The 17,369-nt window shown below is 52.9% G+C and carries 11 protein-coding genes; 5 read left to right on the top strand and 6 right to left on the bottom strand.

The features are described 5' to 3' along the window. Positions 1 to 75 precede the first annotated feature (75 nt). The 4 genes from ycaO to pflA all read left to right on the top strand — a co-directional run bounded on the left by ycaO (position 76) and on the right by pflA (position 6,393). Positions 76 to 1,839 carry a 30S ribosomal protein S12 methylthiotransferase accessory factor YcaO gene (gene ycaO / locus BS640_RS13500; protein ID WP_084912746.1) on the top strand — a complete coding sequence of 588 codons (1,764 nt, stop codon included), beginning with the start codon at positions 76 to 78 and terminating at the stop codon, positions 1,837 to 1,839. Between the two features lie 499 nt (positions 1,840 to 2,338). Then, on the top strand, positions 2,339 to 3,196 hold the full coding sequence (focA, locus tag BS640_RS13495; protein WP_026110508.1) for a formate transporter FocA: 858 nt from the start codon (positions 2,339 to 2,341) through the stop codon (positions 3,194 to 3,196). Positions 3,197 to 3,293: 97 nt separating this feature from the next. After that, complete coding sequence (gene pflB / locus BS640_RS13490) at positions 3,294 to 5,576, top strand: formate C-acetyltransferase (RefSeq protein WP_017491738.1); 2,283 nt, start codon at positions 3,294 to 3,296, stop codon at positions 5,574 to 5,576. 76 nt (positions 5,577 to 5,652) lie between these two features. Beyond that, positions 5,653 to 6,393: a pyruvate formate lyase 1-activating protein gene (gene pflA, locus BS640_RS13485; protein ID WP_017491737.1), complete on the top strand. Its 741-nt coding sequence runs from the start codon at positions 5,653 to 5,655 to the stop codon at positions 6,391 to 6,393. A gap of 139 nt (positions 6,394 to 6,532) precedes the next feature. On the opposite strand, the gene BS640_RS13480 is transcribed toward pflA, so the two are convergent. The 6 genes from BS640_RS13480 to lrp all read right to left on the bottom strand — a co-directional run bounded on the left by BS640_RS13480 (position 6,533) and on the right by lrp (position 15,768). After that, on the bottom strand, positions 6,533 to 7,678 hold the full coding sequence (locus BS640_RS13480; RefSeq protein WP_084912745.1) for an MFS transporter: 1,146 nt from the start codon (positions 7,676 to 7,678) through the stop codon (positions 6,533 to 6,535). 369 nt (positions 7,679 to 8,047) lie between these two features. Further along, on the bottom strand, positions 8,048 to 9,340 hold the full coding sequence (gene serS / locus BS640_RS13475) for a serine--tRNA ligase (protein WP_017491735.1): 1,293 nt from the start codon (positions 9,338 to 9,340) through the stop codon (positions 8,048 to 8,050). A 106-nt stretch (positions 9,341 to 9,446) separates the two neighbouring features. Beyond that, the gene (locus BS640_RS13470; RefSeq protein ID WP_017491734.1) at positions 9,447 to 10,790 is read right to left on the bottom strand and encodes a replication-associated recombination protein A; all 1,344 of its coding nucleotides are present in this window, start codon (positions 10,788 to 10,790) and stop codon (positions 9,447 to 9,449) included. A gap of 7 nt (positions 10,791 to 10,797) precedes the next feature. Continuing rightward, the gene (gene lolA, locus BS640_RS13465; protein WP_017491733.1) at positions 10,798 to 11,409 is read right to left on the bottom strand and encodes an outer membrane lipoprotein periplasmic chaperone LolA; all 612 of its coding nucleotides are present in this window, start codon (positions 11,407 to 11,409) and stop codon (positions 10,798 to 10,800) included. A 207-nt stretch (positions 11,410 to 11,616) separates the two neighbouring features. Continuing rightward, a complete protein-coding gene (locus tag BS640_RS13460; protein WP_084912744.1) occupies positions 11,617 to 15,147 on the bottom strand; it encodes a DNA translocase FtsK 4TM domain-containing protein in 3,531 nt (1,176 codons plus the stop codon). Between the two features lie 126 nt (positions 15,148 to 15,273). Further along, entirely contained in the window at positions 15,274 to 15,768 is a 495-nt protein-coding gene (lrp, locus tag BS640_RS13455) for a leucine-responsive transcriptional regulator Lrp (protein WP_009636652.1), read from the bottom strand. Positions 15,769 to 16,371: 603 nt separating this feature from the next. Between lrp and trxB the strand changes: the two genes are divergently transcribed. After that, positions 16,372 to 17,340, top strand: coding sequence for a thioredoxin-disulfide reductase (gene trxB, locus BS640_RS13450; protein WP_017491731.1), 969 nt, complete (start codon positions 16,372 to 16,374; stop codon positions 17,338 to 17,340). Positions 17,341 to 17,369: the final 29 nt, after the last annotated feature.

The following is a 17,369-nucleotide window of genomic DNA, read 5'->3' as shown; positions in this document are numbered from 1 at the left end:
TGGCATGAATACGTGGAGCTCAGGTCAAAAACCCCGTATCATTGCGCGTTTTTAGAACGCACAAAAGTGAACTCAATGACGCAAACTTTTATCCCTGGCAAAGACGCGGCGCTGGAAGACTCCATCTCCCGTTTTCAGCAAAAACTCACCGACCTCGGCTTCAATATTGAAGAGGCCTCGTGGCTGAATCCGGTCCCGCACGTCTGGTCCGTGCATATCCGCGACCGCGACTGCCCGCTGTGCTTTACCAACGGCAAGGGAGCCAGTAAAAAAGCGGCATTGGCCTCGGCGCTGGGCGAATATTTCGAACGCCTGTCTACCAACTACTTTTTCGCCGACTTCTATCTCGGAAAAGATATTGCCGAAGGCGATTTCGTTCACTACCCAAATGAAAAATGGTTCCCGATCCCGGCCGACAACAGTCTGCCTGCGGGCATTCTCGATGAGCGTCTGCATGCGTTCTATGACGCAGAGAAAGAGCTGACCGGCAGCGAGTTGATCGACCTGCAGTCCGGCAATGCCGATCGCGGTATCTGTGCCCTGCCGTTCACCCGTCAGTCAGACCAGCAAACCGTCTACATTCCGATGAACATTATCGGTAACCTGTATGTCTCCAACGGCATGTCTGCGGGTAATACCGCTAACGAAGCGCGCGTTCAGGGTCTGTCAGAAGTCTTCGAACGTTATGTCAAGAATCGCATCATCGCTGAATCTATCAGCCTGCCGGAAATTCCTGCCGACGTGCTGGCGCGCTATCCTGGCGTCGTTGAAGCGATTGCCAAACTGGAAGAAGAAGGCTTCCCTATTCTTTCTTACGACGCCTCCCTGGGCGGCGAATATCCGGTTATCTGCGTCGTGCTGTTTAACCCAGCCAATGGCACCTGTTTCGCCTCCTTCGGCGCTCACCCTGACTTCGGCGTTGCGCTTGAGCGTACCGTTACCGAACTGCTGCAGGGCCGTAGCCTGAAAGATCTCGACGTGTTCACTGCACCGACCTTCGATGATGAAGAAGTGGCAGAGCATGCGAACCTTGAAACCCACTTCATCGACTCAAGCGGCCTTATCTGTTGGGACCTGTTCAAGCAGGACGCAGACTATCCGTTCGTTGACTGGAGCTTCAGCGGGACCACCGAAGAAGAGTTCGCGACGCTGATGGCTATCTTCGACAAAGAAGACGCCGAGGTTTACATCGCCGACTATGAGCATCTCGACGTTTACGCTTGCCGCATCATCGTTCCAGGCATGTCCGATATTTACCCTGCCGAAGACCTGCTGCTGGCTAATAACAGCATGGGCGCCCACCTGCGCGAGCAAATCCTGGCGCTTCCGGACAGCGATTTCGCTCCAGAAGAATATCTGGAAATGATCACCCAGCTGGACGACGAAGGTCTGGACGACTTCACCCGCGTTCGTGAACTGCTAGGCATTGCCAGCGGTAAAGACAACGGCTGGTACACGCTGCGCATTGGCGAGCTGAAATCTATGCTGGCGCTGGCCGGCGGGGATATGGATCAAGCGCTGACCTGGGCTGAATGGGCGCACGAGTTTAACGCCTCCGTTTACAGCGCAGAACGCAACAACTACTACCGTTGCCTGCAAACGCTGCTGCAGCTGGCGCTTGAGCCAGAGCGCGAAGCGTCTCAGTACTACACGGCGTTTGTTAAGATGTACGGTCAGGAAGCCGTTGACCGTGCTTCTGCTGCTATCAGCGGTGAAGAGCGTTTCCATGGCCTGTTTGCGGTTGACCCCGAGCTAAAAGCGCTGCCAGCGCATCAGGGTCTGCTGGCCGCTTACGAAAAATTGCAGGCCGCCAAGCGTCGTCACTGGTCAAAAGCCTAAGGCTTCAGCCTGATCATTGACTCCATCAAACCGGCGGGAAACTGCCGGTTTTTTATTAGTACGTTATGAAAAATAAGCCGGTTTTCACGACCTCGATTCCAGTGAAAAAAAAAATTGGTTTAACTGCTTTGACTCTCCGAGCAAACAAGCGTTAAATATCGCAAAATTGCTCCCTGACATTAAAATACGCTGCAAAGCGGCACTTTTATATTTCAAAATAACAGACAGCCCCAAAGGTTCGTACCGCAGGGTAATTTCTGATTATTGCATATAATTCAATGAACAAGCGCAATAACCTCAGGTTACCTTCAACATTTTTTGCAAGAATTAAAAAGTTTTTTTACATTAAAAATCATAAGGTTAACTATAAAACTACGTATTAAAATCCCGCAACACTCCCTCGTTCAGACCCGACTTATGATCCAAATCAATATCTCAACTACACTACGTTGCTAATATCTTTCTTGCAGTGCATGGCCCTTCATAAGAGAGAGTTAATGTGAACGCTGACAACCCCTTCAATTTATTATTACCCGCTGCCACAGCAAAAGTTGCTGAAGATGCAGGGGTGTACAAAGCCACTAAGCAACCTATCAAAACTTTTTTCCTGGCGATAACCGCTGGCGTCTTTATTTCGATAGCCTTTGTTTTCTACCTGACCTCAACCACCGGCACTGCCGCCGTGCCTTTCGGCTTGGCAAAACTGGTTGGGGGCATCTGTTTCTCACTCGGCCTGATGCTGGTGGTGGTCTGCGGCGCAGACCTGTTTACCTCCACCGTGCTTATCGTCATCGCCAAGGCCAGTGGCCGAATTACCTGGGGGCAGCTCGCACGCAACTGGGCAAATGTTTATATCGGTAATCTGATCGGTGCGTTGCTGTTTGTCGCGTTGATCTGGTTCTCCGGCATGATGATGACCGACAACGGTCTGTGGGGACTCAACGCACTGCAAACCGCCGACCATAAAATGCATCACACCTTCATCGAGGCCGTTTGCCTCGGCATTTTGGCCAATCTGATGGTCTGTCTTGCGGTGTGGATGAGCTACTCGGGCCGCAGCCTGATGGACAAAATGTTCGCCATGATTCTGCCGGTCGCGATGTTCGTTGCCAGCGGATTCGAACACAGCATCGCCAACATGTTCATGATCCCACTGGGCATCGTCATCAAATGTTTCGCGCCAGCCAGCTTCTGGCAAGCCGTTGGCAGCGCACCAGAGAAGTTCGCCGAACTCAATATCACCAACTTTATCGTCGACAATCTGATCCCAGTGACTATTGGCAACATCATCGGCGGTGGTCTGCTGGTCGGCCTGACCTACTGGGTCATATATCTCCGTGATGAGCAGCCTCACTAATATCCGACGCGGCTTGTCTCAAAATTTTTAAACTTGTTTTCAAGTTATCTCGATAACGCAATTTCTTGAAAAATCAAAATTAGAAGGTAGGTACAAAATGTCTAATCTCAATGAAAAATTGACCTCTGCATGGCAAGATTTTACCCCGGGAGAATGGCAGACCGAAGTTAACGTTCGCGACTTCATTCAGAAAAACTACGCCCCTTACGAGGGTGACGAATCTTTCCTGGCTGGCGCAACGCAAGCGACCACTACCCTCTGGGACAGCGTCATGGAGGGTATCAAGCAGGAGAACGCCACCAAAGCGCCTGTGGATTTCGATACCGACCTCGCCTCCACCATTACCTCGCACGATGCGGGATACATCAATAAATCGCTGGAAGCCATCGTCGGCCTGCAAACCGACGCGCCGTTGAAACGTGCCATTATCCCGTTTGGCGGCATCAAAATGGTTGAAGGCTCCTGTAAGGTCTATGGCCGCGAACTTGACCCACAGTTGAAAAAAGTCTTCACCGAATACCGTAAAACCCATAATCAGGGCGTATTTGACGTTTACACCAAAGACATCCTTAACTGCCGCAAATCCGGTGTACTGACCGGTCTGCCTGATGCCTATGGTCGTGGACGCATCATCGGTGACTATCGTCGCGTAGCGCTTTACGGTATCGACTTCCTGATGGCTGACAAACTTGCCCAGTTCCAGTCTCTGCAATCTCGTCTCGAAAATGGCGAAGACCTGCAAATGACGCTGCAACTGCGCGAAGAGATTGCCGAACAGCATCGTGCGCTGGCTCAAATAAAAGAGATGGCCGCCAAATACGGTTTCGACATTTCAGGACCGGCTAACAGTGCACAAGAAGCCGTTCAATGGACCTACTTCGGCTACCTCGCCGCAGTAAAATCGCAGAACGGTGCAGCCATGTCGTTTGGCCGCGTGTCCACCTTCCTCGATATCTTTATCGAGCGCGACATCAAGGCCGGTAAGCTGAACGAAGAGCAGGCGCAGGAGCTGATTGACCATCTGGTGATGAAACTTCGCATGGTGCGCTTCCTGCGTACGCCAGAATATGACGAGCTGTTCTCCGGTGACCCAATCTGGGCGACTGAGTCTCTCGCCGGGATGGGCGTAGACGGCCGTACTTTAGTGACTAAAAACAGTTATCGTTTCCTGAATACTCTCTACACCATGGGTCCGTCACCGGAGCCAAACATGACCATCCTGTGGTCTGAAAAACTGCCGGTGAACTTTAAGAAATACGCCGCCAAAGTGTCTATCGACACCTCATCCATTCAGTATGAAAACGATGATTTGATGCGTCCGGATTTCAACAATGACGATTATGCAATCGCCTGCTGCGTAAGTCCGATGATTGTCGGCAAACAGATGCAGTTCTTTGGCGCACGCGCTAATCTGGCGAAAACTATGCTGTACGCCATTAACGGCGGCGTGGATGAAAAGCTGAAAATTCAGGTTGGCCCTAAAGAAGCGCCGATGATGGATGAGGTTCTCGACTACGATAAAGTGATGGAACGTATGGATCACTTTATGGACTGGCTGGCGAAACAGTATGTGACCGCACTGAACTGTATTCACTACATGCACGACAAATACAGCTATGAAGCCTCGCTGATGGCGCTGCACGACCGCGACGTCTATCGCACCATGGCCTGTGGTATTGCTGGGCTTTCAGTCGCCGCCGACTCACTTGCGGCCATCAAGTATGCCAAAGTCAGCACGATTCGTGATGAAGACGGTCTTGCCGTAGACTTTAAAATCGAAGGCGAGTACCCACAGTTCGGTAACAATGATTCACGCGTTGATGATATCGCCTGCGACCTGGTTGAACGTTTTATGAAGAAAATTCAGAAACTGCCAACCTACCGCGATGCCGTAGCGACCCAGTCAGTGCTTACCATCACCTCAAACGTGGTGTACGGTAAGAAAACCGGTAACACCCCAGACGGCCGTCGCGCGGGTGCACCGTTTGGTCCAGGCGCTAACCCAATGCATGGCCGTGACCAGAAAGGCGCGGTTGCCTCTCTGACCTCGGTAGCCAAACTGCCGTTTGCCTACGCGAAGGACGGAATTTCCTACACCTTCTCCATTGTGCCAAACGCACTGGGTAAAGATGATGACGTGCGTAAAGCCAATCTGGCGGGTCTGATGGACGGTTACTTCCATCACGAATCGTCTATCGAAGGCGGTCAGCATCTGAACGTTAACGTAATGAACCGCGAGATGCTGCTGGAGGCCATGGAAAATCCTGAGAAATTCCCTCAGCTGACTATCCGCGTTTCAGGCTATGCAGTACGCTTCAACTCACTAACCAAAGAACAGCAGCAGGACGTGATTACCCGTACCTTTACTAAAACGCTGTAAGAGAGTGATGAGTTAATCGCTTCGTTCTTTAAGGCTCCGCTCACGTGGAGCCTTTTCACATTGGAGAACACCCGCAATGTCTGTTCAAGGTCGCATCCACTCCTACGAATCTTGCGGTACCGTTGACGGTCCCGGTATCCGTTTTATCGTCTTCTTTCAGGGCTGCCTGATGCGTTGCATGTATTGCCACAATCGCGATACGTGGGACACTCACGGCGGTAAAGAGATCAATGTTGAAGACCTGATGAAAGAGGTGGTGAGCTATCGCCACTTTATGAACGCTTCCGGTGGCGGCGTGACGGCCTCGGGCGGTGAGGCCATTTTGCAGGCAGAGTTTGTTCGCGACTGGTTCCGCGCATGCCATACCGAGGGGATTAACACCTGCCTCGACACCAACGGCTTTGTGCGCCGTTATGATCCGGTCATTGATGAACTGATCGACGCGACCGACCTGGTGATGCTTGACCTCAAGCAGATGAATGACGAAGTCCACCAGAAGCTGGTCGGCGTATCAAATCACCGTACGCTGGAGTTTGCGCAGTATCTGGCAAAACGCAATCAGCGCACCTGGATCCGCTATGTCGTGGTTCCCGGCTGGTCAGACGATGATGAGTCGGCGCATAAACTCGGTGAATTTACCAAAGACATGACCAACATCGAGAAGATTGAGCTGCTGCCGTATCACGAGCTTGGCAAGCATAAATGGACTGCGATGGGCGAGAAGTATGGGCTAGATGGCGTGAGTCCGCCGACGAAAGAGATTATGGATAGGGTGAAGGGAATTTTAGAAGGCTACGGCCACAAAGTGATGTACTAAAGTCCCTGGTCTCTGGAGCCGCAGCCGGGTTGGCTGCGCTCAATCACCCGAATCACTGACCTATATCAGCTCATCGGGATGAGTTCTCTTGCCGCCTTGTTGCGACGAAAATGAGTTTTCCTGTTAACTGATTGATAATTCAGGCAGTGGCAACAGGGGTAGACTGATGGTCCGCCTTGCGCAGCAGCATCACCAGGTAGACCAACGCCACCGCGGCTATCATCACAAACAGTACGCGGTCAGAGTAGTTCTGCATCAGCATTGCAGTCATTGAAGGACCGGCCAGGCTTCCGATGGTATAACTCATCAGCAACGCCTGATTCATGGCGACCAGCTCGTCGGGGTTCACCTTTTCACAGGCCCAAGACATCGCTACCGGATACAGCGTAAAGCCTGCACAGCCGAGGATGAACAACGCGGGCGCCATTGCATAGCCGCTGAGCATGGCGATACTGCCCAGAATGACCACAAACACCTGAACCCGCAGCACCGTCAAACGACCATAGCGGTCAGCGAGACGCCCAACCGGCCACTGACCGATAATGCCGGAACTTACCAGCAGTGCCATCCAGTAACCGACGTCCGCATCGCTTAACCCGCGATGAGCCAGGAACAGCGGCATCAGGCCGTATAATGAACCCAGTACAATACCCGAAATCACACAGCCGTTAATGCCCAGACGGGCGCTGCGGCGTTTGAACATAGGCCAAATAGAGATGTGTGGCTGTTCGCTGTCCTGATTGGCGATGTGCGCAAACAGCAGTGGCAGCATAGCGACCACAATCAGTCCGGTTACCCACGGGATAACGGTAAACAGTTCGGTCGAGACTTTGCCCAGCAGCAGTTGCCCGGCTACGGTGCCGATATAATAGACAATCATATAGGCGGCAAGCAGCTGCCCCCTATTTTTAACCGTGCCGCTACGCAGCAATGCGCTCTCAACGACTACCCAGATTAACGCACAGCCCACACCGGCCATAAAACGCCAGCTTATCCAGCCCAAGAAATTCACAGACAGTGCCAGACCGGCGGTCGCCACGGCGAAAAGAATGCAGGAAAGCTGATAACTGACGTTAAAGCCCAGGCGTTTAATCAGGCGGCCCGCTATCAGCGTGCCGACTAAATTACCTGCATAGTATGAAGAACTTACCAGCCCAACTTTCCAGGTGGGCAGGGCTTCATGCGTCAGCCATAAAGGGACGAGGGTGCTCAAAACCGCAATGGACACGGTCAACAGTAAAAGGCCACAGAGCAGCAATAGCACCGGGCGAGAGTAAGCAGACATAGGGAATGAGCGACCAGAAATACGATGAAATTGCGCGCATAATGCCACTGGCCGGATAAAAGTCAATTGGGCGAAATCACTCCGCCGCACAATCTGTATTTCTATGATTTAAATAACTAATCAATCACTAAACGTTGCCGCTAAGTGTCAAAAATAAAAAATGGGTATCAAAATGATAAGTAAGGGATTTATTCAACAGGCGCGCTAGATATTTGATAAATATTTAAGTTGTATTCCCGTTTCGATTAAAAAATATCGCCGATGAAGATCATCGCTCTGCCCTGTTCCCTTACGCCTAAAAACAAAGGCCAATCGTGTAAGCGATCGGCCTTTGTGAATGCAAGGGAAGGGGATTCTTTACCCGGTAAATTAACCGATGAATTCCAGTCCACGCATATAAGGACGCAGAACTTCTGGTACCGCAATGCGGCCGTCTGCCTGCTGGTAGTTCTCGAGAACCGCAACCAGAGTACGGCCCACTGCCAGACCAGAACCATTCAGGGTATGGACCAAACGGGGTTTCTTCTCGGTTTTACTGCGGGTACGAGCCTGCATACGACGTGCCTGGAAATCCCACATGTTTGAGCATGAGGAGATCTCACGATAGGTGTTCTGCGCAGGCAGCCACACTTCCAGATCGTACGTCTTGCAAGAGCCTGCGCCCATATCACCGGTGCACAGCAGCATTTTACGATACGGCAGGTTCAGCAGTTGCAGTACTTTCTCGGCATGGCCGGTCAGCTCTTCCAACGCCTGCATGGAGTCTTCAGGACGGACTATCTGTACCATCTCGACTTTGTCGAACTGGTGCATACGGATCAGACCACGGGTATCGCGACCGTAAGAACCGGCCTCAGAGCGGAAGCACGGCGTGTGCGCAGTCAACTTGAGCGGCAGAGATTCTTCTTCAAGAATTTCGTCGCGCGCCAGGTTAGTCAACGGCACTTCGGCAGTTGGGATCAACGCATAGTTGCTGCTGCCCGCTTCTTCGCCCAGTGGCTTGGTATGGAACAGGTCTTCGCCAAATTTCGGCAACTGACCGGTACCAAACAGTGAATCGTGGTTCACCAGATACGGCACGGCAGTTTCGATATAACCGTGCTGCTCGGTGTGCAGATCGAGCATAAACTGCGACAGCGCGCGGTGCATACGGGCAATTTGCCCCTGCATCACAACGAAGCGAGCACCGGTCAGTTTAACACCGGCGGCGAAATCCAGGCCACCGGCCAGTTCGCCAAGGGAAACGTGGTCGCGAACTTCAAAGTCGAATTGACGCGGCTCGCCCCAACGGCTGACTTCGAGGTTTTCACTGTCATCTTTACCAACAGGAACGCAATCATCAGGCAGGTTTGGCAGCGCCTGAGTGACTTTGTTCATATCTTCCAGCAGTGCTTCTAGCTCGGATTTAGCCGCGCTCAGCTTGTCACCCAGTTCGTTAACTTCCTGACGCAGGGCATCGATGTCTTCGCCGCGAGCCTTGGCCGCACCGATCGATTTCGATCGTGCATTCCTTTCAGCCTGAAGATTTTCCGTTTCAACTTGCAGCACTTTGCGACGCTCTTCTTGAGCACGCAATGCTTCTACATCGAGTTTAAAACCTCTGCGAGCGAGTTTTTCTGCAACTGCGTCTAGCTCATTACGCAGCAGATTGGGATCGAGCATGCTAATCCTGTTAGTTTTGAATTAAATAAAATTTTGATGGCACATACTGCCTGAAACGGCAGCATGTCAAAGAGTTATCAGCGATAACCTTACCGCAACAGCAAATTTATCGGTAGCGTTTTGTCGGGCTATTTTGATCTTGTTCAGCCAACCACGCCAGCTTTTCTCCGATTTTTCCTTCCATGCCGCGTGCGGACGGATAATAGTACTGCGTTTTGGCCATCTCAGGGGGGAAATAGTTCTCGCCAGCGGCATAGGCGTTGGGTTCGTCGTGCGCGTAGCGGTACTCTGCCCCGAGGCCCATTTCTTTCATCAGCTTGGTCGGCGCATTGCGCAGATGTTCAGGCACGTCAAAATCGGCCTGCTCTTTGGCGTCACGCATCGCGGCTTTGAAGGCGGTGTAAACGGCATTGCTCTTCGGCGCGCAGGCAAGATACACGATGGCCTGAGCGATAGCCCTTTCACCCTCCGCCGGACCAACGCGGGTGAAGCAGTCCCAGGCAGCTATCGCCACCTGCATACCGCGCGGATCGGCGTTGCCGACGTCTTCGGACGCGATAGCCAACAGACGCCTTGCCACGTAAAGCGGGTCACCCCCGGCGGTAATAATCCGTGCATACCAGTACAGCGCCGCATCGGGTGCCGAACCGCGCACTGATTTATGCAGCGCAGAAATCAAATCGTAATAGCGATCGCCCTTGTTATCGAAACGTGCGCTGCGCTCGCCCGAGATCTCTTTCAGCAGCTCCGGCGTCAGTATTCTTACCCCGTTAGCATCGACTTCGGCCATATCCGCCATCATTTCGACGCTGTTCAACGCTCGGCGAGCATCACCGTTAACCAACTCGGCCAACATACGGCGCGTCTGCGGCGGAATACGAATATTTTGCCCCGCATAGCCACGGTCGGCATTGCTCATCGCCTGATCGATAACCTTCTCGATATCGTCTGGGGTCAAGGCTTTCAGCAGATAAACGCGGGCACGTGACAGCAGTGCGGAGTTAAGCTCAAACGAAGGGTTCTCGGTTGTCGCGCCAATGAAGGTGATGGTGCCGTCTTCAATGTGCGGCAAAAAAGCATCCTGCTGACTTTTGTTGAAACGATGGACCTCGTCAACGAACAGAATGGTGCGGCGGCCTACGTCACGGTTCTGACGCGCTCGCTCAATCGCCTCGCGGATCTCTTTGATGCCGGACGTCACCGCAGAAATGCGTTCAACGTCGGCATTGGCGTAGCGACCAATGAGCTCGGCCAGCGTCGTTTTTCCCGTTCCCGGCGGTCCCCACAGGATCATGGAGTGCAGTTGCCCCGCCTCGATAGCGCGCGGCAAAGGTTTTCCGGGAGCCAGCAGATGCTGCTGACCAATATATTCAGCCAGCGTTACCGGCCGCATTCTTGCGGCCAGTGGCTGAAACTCATTGTGGGAAAAATCGAGTGACAGATTGCTCACCAAGTCCTCACTGACGCTGATCGTCCAGCGTGACGCCTTTAGGCGGAGTAAATTTAAATTTAGCATCATCGACGGCGGCATTTGGCTCGCCCTTCAGCGCGTAGGCGCTACGCTGCCCGTCTTGTTCAATCGCGGTAAAGCTTTTGATGGTGCCGGTCGGGGTGACGGTAATTGAGAATTGCTTCAGGTTACCGGTCGCCGATTTCGGAGTCAGATTGAAGTCATCCCCCTTTTGCGAAACGTTATATTTTGCCCAGTCGCTGCTGTCGTTACGAGTAATCAGCATGAACGGCGTATTGCCGGTGGCATTTTTAAGCCAGGTCGCCGTTACCTGCTCAACGAACGGGTTGTAGAACCACAGCGTCTTACCGTCTGAAACCAGAATGCTTTCGTCCGGCGTTGTCATGTGCCAGTTAAACAGGTTCGGACGCTTCACCCACAGTTGGCCTTCTCCCTGCTGGATATTGGAACCGTCATCGCCGGTTACGGTTTGCGTAAAGCTGGCGTGGAAGGTATTCAGCTTACCGAGGCGGCTCTTTAAATCGCTGCTGGCGTCGGCCAGCACAGATCCTGAAATAAATGCGGTCAATAAACAGCTTACGGCTAATAATTTCTTCATTGTTATTGTTACCTCAAAATCCATTGCGAACAGACGACCTCTCCCAACAATTGGGGGAATACCCGGGAAAACAACCCCAGGAGCTAAACTTTAGCGAAGCAAGGGACGCTTCGATAGCTCAATCGTCTGAGAAGGTTAGCTTTTACGATTCTTTGCATTTGCTGAAATAGCCAAGGGCCGCATTCGCGGCCCTTGAGAACTCCCCACTTATTCGTGAGGAGGCGGTGCAAGAACTTCACGGTTACCGTTGTGTCCCGGTGCACTGACAATAGACTGCGCCTCCATTTGCTCAACGATTCGCGCCGCACGGTTATACCCGATGCGGAACTGACGCTGAACGCCGGAGATCGATGCACGACGTTTTTCAACCACAAACTCCACGGCCTGATCGAATAACGGATCAAGCTCCTCGCCCTCCTCCAAACCGGCCGCGCCGCCTTCGCCCTCTTCACCGCCCTTGATAATGCTGTCGATGTATTGAGGACGCCCGCGCGCTTTCCAGTCTTGAACGACCGCGTGCACTTCCTGGTCGCGAACGAATGCGCCGTGAACGCGGATAGGAATCGATGAGTTAGGGGCCATATAAAGCATGTCACCCATCCCCAGCAATGATTCCGCGCCGCCCTGATCGAGTATAGTCCTCGAGTCGATTTTGCTCGAGACCGTAAAGGCGATACGGGTTGGGATATTTGCCTTGATTAGACCGGTGATAACGTCAACCGAAGGACGCTGGGTCGCGAGAACCAGGTGAATACCCGCCGCACGTGCTTTCTGCGCCAGACGAGCAATCAGTTCTTCGACCTTTTTACCTACGGTCATCATCAGGTCGGCAAACTCGTCAACCAGCACGACGATAAACGGTTCTTTCCCGAGCTTTCTCGGCTCGTGACCCATGCTGTCGCTAGGCTTCCAGAATGGATCAGGGATTGGCCATCCCATCGCTTCCGCTTCTTTAATCTTCTCGTTGTAACCGGCAAGGTTACGCACGCCAAGCGCCGACATTAGCTTATAACGTCGCTCCATCTCACCGACACACCAGCGCAGCGCATTAGCGGCATCTTTCATATCAGTGACCACTTCGGTCAACAGATGAGGGATGCCTTCATACACTGACAGCTCGAGCATTTTCGGGTCGATCATGATAAAGCGCACGTCTTCCGGCGTGGCCTTATACAGCATGCTGAGGATCATGGCGTTAACGCCCACCGATTTACCGGAACCCGTAGTACCGGCTACCAGCAGGTGAGGCATTTTCGCGAGGTCTGCCACCACCGGTTCTCCGGCGATGTCTTTACCCAGTACCACGGTCAGCGGAGAGGGATCGTTTTTAAACTGCGGGCAATCGAGCACTTCGCGCAGGTAAACCGTCTGACGCTTTTTGTTTGGCAGCTCCAGGCCGACGTAAGGCTTGCCTGGAATAACCTCGACGATACGTACGGCCACGGTAGACAGTGAACGTGCGAGGTCGCGAGACAGGTTTGAAATACGTGCCGCTTTTACGCCCGGTGCCAGATCAAGTTCGAAACGGGTGATGACTGGGCCAGGCAGCTTGTCGACCACTTCGGCCTTGATGCGATAGTCATTCAGACGGGCTTCAATGAGCTGCGCCGTTTGCTCAAGCGCAAACATGTCGACCGGTTCTTCCGTTGCCGGGGCCGAGGTCAGGAGATCAAGGCTTGGCAATGGCGTGGTCGGTCTGCTGACAGGATGCTCGTTACGCATCAACGCAGGGTGAATTAGGCTGTCCATCTGCGGTTTCTGCGGCTCGACGGGCTGCGAAGTCTCAATCGGCGCAGAAGGTGCACTTTGACTGTAGGCAGAAGGTTGCCTTGACTCATCAACCTGCGGAGAGAGCGTAAATAGCGGCTCGACCGGCGTATCGTCAACCAAGTCAGCCATCGGAGAGAAATTGAAGGCGTCGTGGGTGCTAATATTCTGGCTCGACACCGGGCTCACGCGCGCAGCCTGATCGTACTGAGGCACTTCCTGACGGAAAGTGGTCTCCTGATAAGGCTGAACGTGCGCCTGCTCAGGTTCGGCAGTTTGGTAACGCGCCTGCTCACGTGCGGCAAATTCCTGACGCAGTTGAGCCTGTAACAGCGCATCTTCATCGTCTACTGTTTCTTCGCTTGCCTGTTCGAAAGCCTGGCTTTCGGTCTGGCCGTAGCGCTGATTCTGTTGATCGACAAATGCCTGCCTGAGCGCGGCTTCCTGCATCGCCTCTTGGTCCTCAACCGAGTGGGATGCAGCCTGCTCTTGCTGAGCCTGTGCTTCCTGCGCACGGCGTGCGGCTTCCTGCTCCTGCTGCTCGGCGATACGTTGCGACGGCAGCTTGATGCCATAGGAAGCTAGCTCACGGCGCGTTGGCAGCTTGACAGGATTCGGACGAGGTAGCTCAGGGCCGAAGCCTTTCTTGATTTGCGGATTCTCATCACTGACTGCGCTGAACGCGGGCATAAAGGTATTGCCAGCCTCGGCGGCGGCAGATTTCCCTGCCTGCGCCAAACCGGTTGCCAGCGCCGCCGTTGCGGCAATACTCGCCACTTCTGGAGCAGCATTGAAATCAAACGGTGAACGCTCGTGATGCGGTTCAGTGACCTGATTCCAGTCGCCCAACTGCGGCTCATCAAAGCGACGAGAAGTCGCGGAAGGCTGAACGTTTCTCGGTGCAGGCGTTTCTTCCGGCAATTCGAAGCTGTAAAGCGGTGGCGTTTCTGGATGTCCAGGCTGTTGCGCATCGTTGACGGCCGGCGTCGGTGCCTGCTGTTGCACGGGTAAAGGTTGCACAGAGACCTGTTGAACAGATGAATACTGCTGTACCGGGGCCTGTGGCTGCACAGGTGCCGGCGTGACGGCAGCAGGTTCCTGATGCACAGGGGCGACCGGCTCAACCTCAGACTGCGGCGCAGCATTAACCGCTGCAGCGGCCTGAGGTGCGACCGGCGTGCCGTGCACTGAAGGCGCGGAGAACAGGACGTCATCGTCTTCGGCAGCCAGAGCGGCGGCAGACACAGCAACCGCTGGCGCAGCGGAAACCGGCGCGCGAACAGGATGTTCTTCGTCGTCCAGCAGCGGATCGTCATGGTCATGGCGATCGTCGTAGTCGTAGTCGTCGTCACGGCGAGAGCGGTTGGTCATAAAGGTGGTCACCCCTAGCACCGCGCCGCCAATTTTCTCGGCGATCGTCAGCCATGACCAGCCGGTAAACAGCGTCAGACCGGCGGCCCACACGCAAAGCAGCACCAGCGTGCCCCCTACGTTGTTGAACCACGGCGTCATGGCTGTGCCCAGCAGACTGCCTATCACGCCGCCAGAAGCGAAGTAATAGAGGTCATCAATGTTAAGTGACGCAAGACCGCATGACGTAATAACGAGCGCCAGCGTCCCTATCAGACGTAATGACAGAGTGAAAAAGTCGATATATTCCTGACTGTCTCGCTGGCGGAAAGAGGCCCAGCAAAGGCAGATCATGATTGGCGGAATGGCATACGCCAACACGCCAAAAATGAAGAATAGCGTATCGGCCATCCAGGCTCCGACACCGCCACCCAAATTATGGATAGGACCGTGCCAAGAGGTTTGAGACCAGCTCGGGTCGGACGGATTGAAACTGAGTAGTGCTGCCATAAGGTAAACAGCAAACACCGCTACCACAACCAGCAAGGCCTCCAGAATACGGCGGCTGCTGCTGAGTTTTTTCAGGGTAACGTCTTTATCTTCTGTATATTCCTGGCTCAAGAAAGGCTCTCCAGGTTCCTGTGAACTGAAATAGCGATAGCGCCGAGAAAAGTTCCCGACGCCAGAGCTGTATGGATACACAGGAGTGTAGCTAAATTAATTAGGTTTTGCACCTGTACCTTTTACTTACCGAGTCTTAATGACCAGGCGGTTAGTCTGTTTCACTTCTTCCATTACCACGTAGGTACGGGTGTCGTTAACGCCAGGTAAACGAAGCAGCGTTTCGCCCAGCAGTTTACGGTAAGCAGACATGTCAGGTACACGGGTTTTCAACAAGTAGTCGAAGTCCCCAGAAACCAGGTGACACTCCTGAATATCTTCTAGTTTTTGTACTGCTGCATTGAATTGCTCAAACACATCCGGTGCACCACGGTTGAGGGTAATCTCAACGAAAACCAGCAACGAAGCATCCAGATAGTGTGGATTAAGCAACGCAGTGTACCCATGAATGAAATTCTGACGTTCCAGACGACGAACGCGTTCCAGACATGGCGTAGGCGACAAACCTACACGCTTGGAAAGCTCAACGTTAGAGATCCGGCCATCCTTTTGCAGCTCATTAAGAATGTTACGGTCAATGCGGTCGAGATCTTTTCCCGGACGTTTCTTGTTATCTACCATTATTATTATCTCTCTGATGTCCTTCCATGCACTTGCCATACCCTAACCAACTTCAATGTAATAAGGGTTTATCCTAAGCGAAGACCTGTTTTTTATAGGTTGCGACTCACCTTAAGACGTCTTGCCCCTGTCAGAAGAAAACGAATTTTTTTAGTGAAGCCAAAAAAAGAAATAACGCTAAGTGACTAATTAGGCGCAATAAAACCTAAACTCGTAGCTGCCGATGTCTAAAAAGTGAACACTGCAATACCCACAACGGGTAAACCGGCATCACATTGCGTAATTTTGAGACACAAGCTGGCGTTTAATTTCTTCTTACCTAGATGTTTTCGCAAATGCACAGCGGATTGTCAAAGCAAAAGAAGCAAAATCAGAAGAACGTGCCAGATTGAAAACCCTCAACGTCCTTTTTCGCTGTCTTTTCAGATTGAACAATAACAAAAGTAAAAAGAGAAACTCATACCAAAATCATTTTTACCTGCGATTACAGGTAAAAACTATCAGACAAATCGCTAACAACATCGGAGTATGCTTTTTTTACGCCGCACTTTTCCCTACAATCCCTATCATCACGTAGTTCGCCATCACGGAGATGAATTTCCCATGGGTACAGTAAAACATAGTAAGTTATTGATTTTAGGCTCCGGCCCTGCGGGTTACACCGCCGCAGTTTATGCTGCGCGCGCCAACCTGAAGCCGGTTCTCATCACCGGCATCGAAAAAGGCGGTCAATTGACCACCACCACGGAAGTGGAAAACTGGCCGGGAGATCCTGAAGGTTTAACTGGACCAGGCCTGATGGAACGTATGCACGAGCACGCGGTAAAATTTAATACGGAAATCATTTTTGACCATATTAATCGCGTCGACTTCCAGACTCGCCCGTTCCGTCTGTTCGGTGACAGCGAAGAGTACACCTGTGACGCGCTGGTCATCGCGACAGGCGCATCGGCACGCTACCTCGGTCTGCCTTCAGAAGAGTCCTTCAAAGGTCGCGGCGTTTCTGCCTGCGCAACCTGCGACGGTTTCTTCTATCGCAACCAGAAGGTCGCGGTGGTCGGCGGCGGCAACACCGCCGTTGAAGAAGCACTTTATCTCGCCAATATCGCGTCTGAAGTGCACCTGATTCACCGTCGCGAGAACTTCCGCGCCGAGAAAATCCTGATTGACCGTCTGCACGACAAAGTTGCCAGCGGTAAAATCGTGCTGCACACCAACAAGACGCTTGAAGAAGTTGTCGGCGACGAGATGGGTGTAACCGGCGCCAACCTGCGTGACGTACACAACGGTGAAATCAGCAGTCTGGACGTTGCCGGTATGTTTATCGCCATCGGCCATAGCCCGAACACCGGCATCTTCGGCGGTCAGCTTGAGCTCGAAAACGGCTACATCAAAGTGCAGTCAGGTATCCAGGGCAACGCGACCCAGACCAGCATTCCGGGCATCTTTGCCGCAGGCGACGTGATGGACCATATCTATCGTCAGGCAATCACCTCTGCCGGAACGGGCTGTATGGCTGCGCTGGACGCAGAACGTTATCTCGACGGTTTAGCACAGGCTAACGTCGAATAATGTTACGCACTGGCAGTGAATGTTAAACG

Origin of the sequence: Rouxiella badensis, assembly GCF_002093665.1 — a bacterium.
In the GTDB taxonomy this organism is placed as follows: Bacteria; Pseudomonadota; Gammaproteobacteria; order Enterobacterales; family Enterobacteriaceae; genus Rouxiella; species Rouxiella badensis.
This window is presented reverse-complemented; position numbering and strand designations above follow the sequence as displayed.

Excerpts from the sequence above, each read along its gene's own strand:
- trxB (WP_017491731.1), top strand. The coding sequence starts at position 16,372 with ATGGGTACAGTAAAACATAGTAAGTTATTGATTTTAGGCTCCGGCCCT.
- lrp (WP_009636652.1), bottom strand. The coding sequence starts at position 15,768 with ATGGTAGATAACAAGAAACGTCCGGGAAAAGATCTCGACCGCATTGAC.
- BS640_RS13480 (WP_084912745.1), bottom strand. The coding sequence starts at position 7,678 with ATGTCTGCTTACTCTCGCCCGGTGCTATTGCTGCTCTGTGGCCTTTTA.
- serS (WP_017491735.1), bottom strand. The coding sequence starts at position 9,340 with ATGCTCGATCCCAATCTGCTGCGTAATGAGCTAGACGCAGTTGCAGAA.
- lolA (WP_017491733.1), bottom strand. The coding sequence starts at position 11,409 with ATGAAGAAATTATTAGCCGTAAGCTGTTTATTGACCGCATTTATTTCA.
- pflB (WP_017491738.1), top strand. The coding sequence starts at position 3,294 with ATGTCTAATCTCAATGAAAAATTGACCTCTGCATGGCAAGATTTTACC.
- ycaO (WP_084912746.1), top strand. The coding sequence starts at position 76 with ATGACGCAAACTTTTATCCCTGGCAAAGACGCGGCGCTGGAAGACTCC.
- pflA (WP_017491737.1), top strand. The coding sequence starts at position 5,653 with ATGTCTGTTCAAGGTCGCATCCACTCCTACGAATCTTGCGGTACCGTT.